Source organism: Paraburkholderia strydomiana (genome assembly GCF_046030495.1).
In the GTDB taxonomy this organism is placed as follows: Bacteria; Pseudomonadota; Gammaproteobacteria; order Burkholderiales; family Burkholderiaceae; genus Paraburkholderia; species Paraburkholderia strydomiana_A.
Genome location: NZ_JAQQCJ010000042.1, coordinates 25,070 through 32,935, shown reverse-complemented (window position 1 = coordinate 32,935; position 7,866 = coordinate 25,070). Strand labels below are relative to the sequence as shown.

At 59.7% G+C, this 7,866-nt stretch carries 7 protein-coding genes and 1 pseudogene; all 8 read left to right on the top strand.

Features of this window, described 5'->3' with window-relative positions:
• Window positions 1-127: pseudogene (locus PQQ53_RS33645) on the top strand (electron transfer flavoprotein subunit alpha/FixB family protein); the annotation flags it as partial.
• A 23-nt stretch (window positions 128-150) separates the two neighbouring features.
• Window positions 151-1,158 (top strand): Gfo/Idh/MocA family protein, encoded by a 1,008-nt coding sequence (locus tag PQQ53_RS33640; RefSeq protein WP_408143661.1) that lies wholly within the window; start codon window positions 151-153, stop codon window positions 1,156-1,158.
• On the top strand, window positions 1,155-1,922 hold the full coding sequence (locus PQQ53_RS33635) for a shikimate dehydrogenase family protein (protein WP_408328902.1): 768 nt from the start codon (window positions 1,155-1,157) through the stop codon (window positions 1,920-1,922). Before PQQ53_RS33640 ends, PQQ53_RS33635 begins: the two co-directional genes overlap by 4 nt.
• A gap of 274 nt (window positions 1,923-2,196) precedes the next feature.
• Complete coding sequence (locus tag PQQ53_RS33630) at window positions 2,197-3,213, top strand: aldo/keto reductase (protein ID WP_408157886.1); 1,017 nt, start codon at window positions 2,197-2,199, stop codon at window positions 3,211-3,213.
• Window positions 3,214-3,352: 139 nt separating this feature from the next.
• Entirely contained in the window at window positions 3,353-4,375 is a 1,023-nt protein-coding gene (locus tag PQQ53_RS33625) for a zinc-dependent alcohol dehydrogenase (protein ID WP_408143655.1), read from the top strand.
• 40 nt (window positions 4,376-4,415) lie between these two features.
• Window positions 4,416-5,894 carry a sugar ABC transporter ATP-binding protein gene (locus tag PQQ53_RS33620; RefSeq protein WP_408328901.1) on the top strand — a complete coding sequence of 493 codons (1,479 nt, stop codon included), beginning with the start codon at window positions 4,416-4,418 and terminating at the stop codon, window positions 5,892-5,894.
• Between the two features lie 2 nt (window positions 5,895-5,896).
• Entirely contained in the window at window positions 5,897-6,889 is a 993-nt protein-coding gene (locus PQQ53_RS33615; RefSeq protein ID WP_408143651.1) for an ABC transporter permease, read from the top strand.
• A gap of 24 nt (window positions 6,890-6,913) precedes the next feature.
• Complete coding sequence (locus PQQ53_RS33610) at window positions 6,914-7,855, top strand: substrate-binding domain-containing protein (protein WP_408143649.1); 942 nt, start codon at window positions 6,914-6,916, stop codon at window positions 7,853-7,855.
• Window positions 7,856-7,866: the final 11 nt, after the last annotated feature.

The following is a 7,866-nucleotide window of genomic DNA, read 5'->3' as shown; positions in this document are numbered from 1 at the left end:
GATGAAAGACTCGAAGGTGATCATCGCGATCAACAAGGACCCGGAAGCGCCGATTTTCAGCGTCGCCGATTATGGTCTGGTGGGCGATCTGTTCGAGGCAGTGCCGGAATTGACCGGGTCCGTTTGAGCCTGCCAGATAGGGAGTCTAAAGTGCGCAAGACGCGGATTGCAATTATCGGTGTTGGGCTCGCGGCCACGCCGCACGCGCTTGCTCTGAACGATTTGCGTGAAGAAGTTGATGTGGTCGGTGTGCTGGGACGCTCGCGCGAGCGGCTTGAGTCGTTCGCGAACCTGTATGGCTTTCCGCTCGCTGAGTCGCTCGAGTCTGTGCTCGGAGATCCATGCGTCGACGCCGTCCTGGTGTTGACACCGCCGCACACGCATCTTGATATAGCCCTGCAAGCTGCGGCTGCCGGCAAACACGTGCTACTGGAGAAGCCGCTCGATATTTCGACGCAACGCGCAGAACGGATAGTGCAAGCGTGTCATGACGCCAATGTGCGGCTCGGTGTGGTATTTCAAAACCGCTTTCGTCCGGCGGTCCAGCGGCTTGCCGGTCTTGTGCACAGCGGTGCGCTTGGCCCGCTCGCTTACGCGGGGCTAGATCTACGCTGGTGGCGCCCGCAGTCTTATTACGATGAACCGGGCAGGGGCACCTACGCACGCGATGGCGGCGGCGTACTGATGACGCAAGCGATCCACTCCCTCGACCTGCTCATGTGGCTCGCAGGTGATGTGTCATCGGTGTCAGGAACGACGGTGACCACGACATTGCACTCGATGGAAGCGGAGGACTTCGCAAGCGCTACGCTCAACTTCAAAAGTGGCGCGGCTGGCTACCTGCTTGCAACCACCGCTGCGTTTCCAGGTTTTCCCGAGCGCATTGAACTGGCCGGCACGCACGGCACGGCTGTGCTCGAGGGCGGGGCTTTGCGGGTGTTCTTTCACGATGGCGGCAAGCATGAATTTGACGATCCGTCTTCGACCGGCTTCGGTGCGAAGCCAATGGATTTTTCTCACGTTGCACATCGGGAGCTGATCCGGGATTTTTGTGCTGCGATCCGGGAGGATCGGGCACCGGCAGTCGTCGGCGACGATGGGTTGCGGGTGCAACGGTTGATCGAACGCATCACACGTGGACGTGGAGGCGACTTTTGAGGCAGATCGATGGCGAAACAAAAATCGTCGCCATTCTGGGTGACCCTATCGCACAGGCGAAATCGCCCGAGCTGTTCAATGCGCTGTTCGAACGTCATGCAGTGAATGCCGTGCTGATTCCAATGCACGTACCGCCTGCTCAACTCGGTGCGGTACTCGACGGCCTGCGCGGTATCGTCAACCTTGCGGGCGTCGTGGTGACGGTGCCGCACAAGTTTGCTGCCGCTGCATATGCGGCGAACTTGTCCGATTCGGTTCGGCAAACGGGCGGCGTGAACTGCCTGCGCCGTGAAGCGGACGGCACGTGGTCTGGTGCCATGTTCGACGGTAGCGGCTTCGTGAAAGGCCTCGCCGCATGTGGGCAAGTGGTGCGCAACAAGTCGGTGCTGCTGGTCGGAAACCGGCGGGGCAGGCACGGCAGTCGCACACGCGCTTCTCGATGCCGGTGTTATATCGATCGACCTGTACGATGCCAATCTCGAGTCGATGGGACGTCTCGAAGACGCCTTACGTTCGCGCCGAAGCGCCGCGTCGATACGTCGAGGCGTGGCATCCGCGCAAGCAACACACGACCTGATCGTCAACGCAACCCCGTGTGGGATGCGCGCCGGCGATCCCTCGCCGATCGACCTGACTTGCGCCAGTCAGCAGGCGGTCGTTGCCGATCTCATCATGAAGCCCGAGCAGACGCCGCTGTTGAACGCGGCCAAAGCGCGAGGTCTAACGGCCCATTCTGGTCGCCATCTTCTCGAAAGCTCTGTTGAAACGATGGCCGCATTTCTGCGACTCATGGCCTGACTCCGTCCAGCGTAGGAATGCTGTAATCGCTGCGCCGCAATGTTTCGCACAAACGGTGGAAACGCCAGGGAAAACCCGCTTGATCGATATTCGAGTCAGGCCTAATATCAACTTTAAGTAACTATCCGGTGAGTTACATAGAAGCGGGTAAGCAGATTAATTAGATAATTCCCGCATACACCTCGAATAAATTTGGAGTTGCTCCCAGGCGCTGACTCTGGTCGATACAGGAGACGAAAGATGGATCCGGTGGCAAAGCGAAAATGGCCGCGTTCAGGGCTCGAGACAACCGTGATGGGCTTCGGCGCCGCGCCGATTGGCAACATCTTCAGGCCGATCAGCGAAGAAGATGCCGCGACGCTGATCAAGGCTGCGTGGGACGCAGGAGTCCGTTACTTCGACACCGCCCCGATGTACGGCCACGGTCTGAGTGAGGCGCGTTGCGGGCAAGGGCTGCGGTGGTATCCGCGTGAGGAGTACGTGCTCTCGACGAAGGTAGGACGGCTGCTGAAGCCGCGCAAACGCGCGGAGATCAACTTCGCGCCATGGGTGGACGGTCTGCCGTTCGAACCCGTATTCGATTACAGCTACGACGGCACGATGCGTTCGATCGAGGACAGTCTGCAGCGTCTGGCGTTGGAGCATATCGATATCGCGCTGATTCACGACATCGACGTGTTTACGCACGGCGAGCGTCAGCCCGAGATGTTCGATGCTGCGATGAAGGGTGCGTCGAAAGCGCTGCTGAAGCTTCGCGACGAAGGTGTCGTGAAAGCGGTGGGCCTGGGGGTCAACGAGTGGCCGGTTGCCCACGAAGCAATCCGTCAGCAGGATTTCGACTGCCTGTTGCTGGCTGGCCGCTATACGCTGCTCGAGCAGGATGCGCTGGACGGCTTTCTGCCGCTGTGCGAAGAGAAGCAGGTGTCGGTGATTCTCGGCGGCGGCTACAACAGCGGCATTCTGGCGACGGGCGCCGTGCCGGGAGCGAAGTACAACTATGCACCCGCACCGGAAGCGATTCTGGAACGCGTACGCAAGATCGAACAGGTCTGCCGGGACTACTCGGTGCCGCTCAAGGCCGCGTCGCTGCAGTTCGTTCTCGGCCATCCGGCGATTCCGACCAACATTCCCGGCGTGCGCACGGTGGCGCAACTGGAAGACAACCTGCAGACCTTCCGCGCTGACATTCCAGCGGAATTCTGGGCCGAATTGAAGCGCCGAGGGTTGATCCGCGAGGACGCGCCGACGCCGCTTTAAGGTCCAATAAGGTCATTGCCGCGCACTCACGCTCTGCGCGGCACGCGACACACTCAACAAGCAATGCCGCCACGGTTCGCCATGGCGGAGGGGCTGTTTCGTCCCCGCGTTCACCTCGTTCACCGTTAGTGAGAAAGCCATGAAAGCTGCTGTACTAGTCGCTCCGAGGCAGTTCGAATTGCGTGACGTGCCGATTCCGGAATGCGGTGCATCGGATGTATTGATCAAGGTGGAGCGCTGCGGTATCTGCGGCACCGACCTGCATATCTATCACGGCAATTACTCCGCCGATCGCCTGCCGTTGATTCCGGGTCATGAGTTCTCCGGGACAATTTCGGAGATCGGTTCCGATGTGAAAGGACTGCGCGTCGGCCAGCCGGTGACAGCGGATATCAATCTGGGTTGCCGTAGCTGTTTCTATTGCCGCAAGAACGAAATCCTCAACTGCACACAGATGGTTCAACTCGGGATCCACGCAAATGGCGGCATGGCCGAGTACGTGCGGGTGCCGGCCTATGCCGTCGTTCCGCTGCCGCCGTCGATGCCGATCGAAGAAGGCACGATGGTCGAGCCGTTGTCATGCATCGTGCGCGCGTTTCGCAAGAGTCATCTGCGTCTCGGCGAGAGTGTCCTGATCATCGGTGCTGGTCCGATTGGGCAGTTGCACCTGCAACTCGCGCTGCGTTCGGGAGCGGCGCCGGTGGTGGTGATGGAACCGAACGCGCAGCGCGCCCAACAGGCCAAGGAACTGGGCGCGGACTTCGTCGTGACCGATGCGGCGGAGCTGGAGGCCACCGTGCGGACCGCCACCGACGGCAGAGGTGTCGATGTCGCGATCGAGAGCGTCGGTCTCACCGAACTCTACGAACGGGCACTCGCGCTTATCCGTCCGGGTGGTCGCGTGATTGCCTTCGGCATCGCCAAACCGGGTCACACGTTCCGCATTTCAGCGCTCGATTTCGTTCTGCGCGAACAGGGCGTCCAGGCGAGCGTAGCGGGAATGGGTGACGACATGCACGAGGCCGCGACACTGCTCGGCTACAAACGTATCGCTGTCGCGCCGTTTCTGACGACGATCTATCGGCTCGAGGATGTCGAGCACGCCTTTGCGCGTCTCGCCGAAGACAAAAGCGTACTCAAGATCCAGTTGCAGGTCGCCTGAACGAGCGCTTTGCCCGCGTCGTCAACTCAAGAGGTGCGCGATGAATGCCCTTGAAGTACGAGGAATCAGCAAGACTTACCCGGGCGTGCGTGCGCTCGATCAGATCGCCTTCACCTGCAGCAAGGGCTCCGTTCACGCATTGGTTGGAGAGAACGGAGCAGGCAAGTCGACCCTCATCAAGATTCTGAGTGGTGCGATTGCACCGGACGGCGGGGAGTTGCTGCTCGACGGACAGCCCTACGCGCCACAGTCGCCGAGCGAAGCGGCTATCGCCGGGGTCTCGACCATTTACCAGGAGTTCAATCTGATACCGGGATTGAACGTGACGGAGAACATCTTCCTCGGACGCGAGCGGATCGCAAACGGACTGCTCGACAGCCAGTTCATGCGCAAGCAAGCGCAGGCGCTACTGGAGCGCATCGGTGCGCCGATCGATGTGCGTCGGCGGGTTGGCACTCTTTCGGTCGCCGAGCAGCAACTCGTTGAAATCGCCAAGTCGTTGGCCATATCGGCGCGGGTGCTGATCATGGATGAACCCTCGGCAACGCTGTCCGACCACGAAATGACGTTGCTTTATAACGTGGTCAGAAAGCTCTCCACCGAGGGCGTGACGATCATCTATGTGTCGCACCGCATGGATGAAATCTTCGATCTTTGCGATACCTGCACGGTGATGAAGGACGGCCGCTCGGTATGCACACGGCCCGTCGGCGAATTGAGCCGGGACGCGCTGATCCAGCTCATGGTCGGCCGCGAACTCGATACGCGCTTTCCCGACAAGCGGCCGGCGGCGACCGGCGAGATCGTGCTCGAAGTCGAGGGTTTGCGCCTCGAACAACGCGTGCGCGACGTCAGCTTCTCCGTTCGTGCCGGCGAGGTCGTCGGCCTCGCCGGACTCGTGGGCGCGGGTCGAACCGAAGTGGCGAGAGCGATTTTCGGTCTCGAGAATGTCACCGGTGGCCGCATTTCGCTCCGAGGCCGCAGTCATCGGCCCGAATCGCCTTCGCAGGCGATTGAAGCGGGCATCGCGCTAGTTCCTGAAGACCGCAAGACCCAAGGCCTGGTGCTGGGACTGAGTATTCGCGAGAACGCTATCTTGCCCACGCTGAAAAGCATCTGCCGGTTCGGCTTCGTCGACGGCCGCAAGGAGCGGGCGCGCGTCGCGAAAGTCTACAAGCAACTCGCGGTGTCCGCTTCCAGCGTCGAAGTGCCTGTCGTGACACTGTCCGGCGGAAACCAGCAGAAGGTGGTTTTCGGCAAGTGGATGGCGCATTCGTTTTCGTTGCTGATTCTGGACGAGCCGACTCGCGGTGTCGACGTGGGCGCGAAAGCAGAGTTCTACAAGCTCATCGATGAAGTTGCGCGCTCAGGCAAAGCAGTGCTTCTGATCTCTTCGGAATTACCGGAACTTATCGGCATGGCCGACCGCATCGTCGGCGTGCGCGACGGTGTCGTGACAGGTGAGGCCATTGCGCTCGGCGCAACCGAAGAGTCCGTCCTACAAATGATTGCGAGGTAATCATGGCTATTGCCGAGTCGATGTCGAATATCAGTTCCAGCGAGCGCTTTTCGAATAACGCCTATCGGAGAATCGAGCTCGTTCAGCGTTACGGGATTCTGGCCATCTTTCTGCTGCTCTGCATGACAGCGGCCTTCTCGTCACCGTTCTTTCTCACGCCTGACAATCTGCTCAACGTCGTGAGACAGGTGTCGGTAGTCGGGCTGACCGCGCTCGGCATGACGTTCGTGATTTTGACTGCAGGTATCGATCTGTCGGTCGGTTCCATCCTCGCCTTGACGACCCTGGCGGTTGCGGGGCTGAAACCCTACGGTCCTGTCGCGTCGCTTGCCGGCGGTTTAGGGGTGGCAGTGGCATGTGGGTGGTTGAACGGTTTTATCACCACGAAAGGACGCATCCAGCCGTTCATCGTCACGCTCGGCATGATGACTGCGTTAGTCGGTGTTGGGCTCGCCTATTCCGATGGTCAACCGGTCATCGGTGTGCCCGTGTCTCTCGGATGGATCGGTCGCGGTCGTGTCGGTGGTGTTCCGGTGCAGGCCATTCTTTTCATTCTGATGGCGCTGGTTTCGATGTTGATTCTGAAGAAGACGCGCTATGGACGTCACGTCTACGCAGTGGGCGGCAACATCGAAGCAGCCCGTCTGTCGGGCGTTGCAGTGGATCGCGTCCGGGTCATCGCGTACGTGCTGTCCGGTCTTTTCGCTGGCCTCGGTGGCATCGTCATGGCCGCGCAATTGAACATCGGCGAAGCGAATCTTGGAAAGGGTCTCGAGCTGGATGCCATTGCGGCGGTTGTGGTGGGTGGCACGAGTCTGGCCGGTGGTGCTGGTGGAATCGGCGGCACGATCATCGGGGTGCTCCTGATCGGCGTGCTCAACAATCTGCTTAATCTTTTGAACATTCCTGCTTATACGCAATTGATTGTGAAGGGCGCCATCATCGTGATAGCCGTCCTGATTCACGCTCAGCTTAGTCGTTCCAAGGGCCGCTAGGCTATACGACACAAAGGAGACAACATGAAAACATCGAAAATTACACTGACCTTGACTACGGTGGCACTGTGTTTCAGTGCAATGAACGCCGCATGGGGCGCTTCGGAAACCATCGGACTGTCTCAGGAGAGCCTCGACCATCCGTGGCTCGCGACGCAGCGCAAGCAGATCGAAGCCGGTTCCAGCGCGGCCGGTATCCGTCTGCTGGCCACCGACGGACAGGGTAATGTGGCGACCCAGATTGCCGGCATCGAAGACATGCAATCGAAGGGCATCAAATTGTTGCTGGTTCAGGCGGGCAAGGCAGAGGGGCTGCGTCAGGAGCTGGCAAGTCTGAAAGAGCGCGGCGTCCCGTACATGTTCGTGGGCAAGCCAATTGAAAATGCCGGTGCGATCACGATGGTGTCTGGAGATAACCGTGCATTGGGTGTCGACGCTGGCCAGTTCATCGTCGACACCTTGACGCAGAAGAACGGTAAGCCGAAGGGTAATGTGGTCGTTCTCGAAGGGATTCCGGGAGACGAGACGTCGCTGAATCGGGTGGGCGGGGCGGTGTCGGTCATCAAGAAATATCCGGACATCAAGATCGTTGCGTCGCAACCTGGCGATTACCGTCGTCCTAAAGCGTATTCGGTAATGCAGAACATCCTTCAGGCACATCCGCCAGGCACGCTCGATATCGTTTTTGCCGCAAATGGAGAGATGGCGCTGGGCGCTATTCAGGCGATCAAGGAAAGCGGGCGGTCCAAAGAAATCAAGGTGACCGGGCTTGACGGACAGAAAGAAGAGTTGGACGCAATTCGGGCCGGCGATGAAGCCGCCACGTGGCTCTATCCGCCAGCTGGCACTGAGGGCATCGCAGTCGCGCTGAAAATCCTGAAGGGTGAAAAAGTCCCGCCGAAGATTGTCCTGCCGACGGTGCGTGTGACGAAAGACAATGTGGATACGGTCAAGCCCGCATTCTAATCCTGAGTACT

Coding starts and splice junctions, on each gene's coding strand:
- PQQ53_RS33630 (WP_408157886.1), top strand. CDS start 2,197: ATGGATCCGGTGGCAAAGCGAAAATGGCCGCGTTCAGGGCTCGAGACA.
- PQQ53_RS33620 (WP_408328901.1), top strand. CDS start 4,416: ATGAATGCCCTTGAAGTACGAGGAATCAGCAAGACTTACCCGGGCGTG.
- PQQ53_RS33625 (WP_408143655.1), top strand. CDS start 3,353: ATGAAAGCTGCTGTACTAGTCGCTCCGAGGCAGTTCGAATTGCGTGAC.
- PQQ53_RS33610 (WP_408143649.1), top strand. CDS start 6,914: ATGAAAACATCGAAAATTACACTGACCTTGACTACGGTGGCACTGTGT.
- PQQ53_RS33615 (WP_408143651.1), top strand. CDS start 5,897: ATGGCTATTGCCGAGTCGATGTCGAATATCAGTTCCAGCGAGCGCTTT.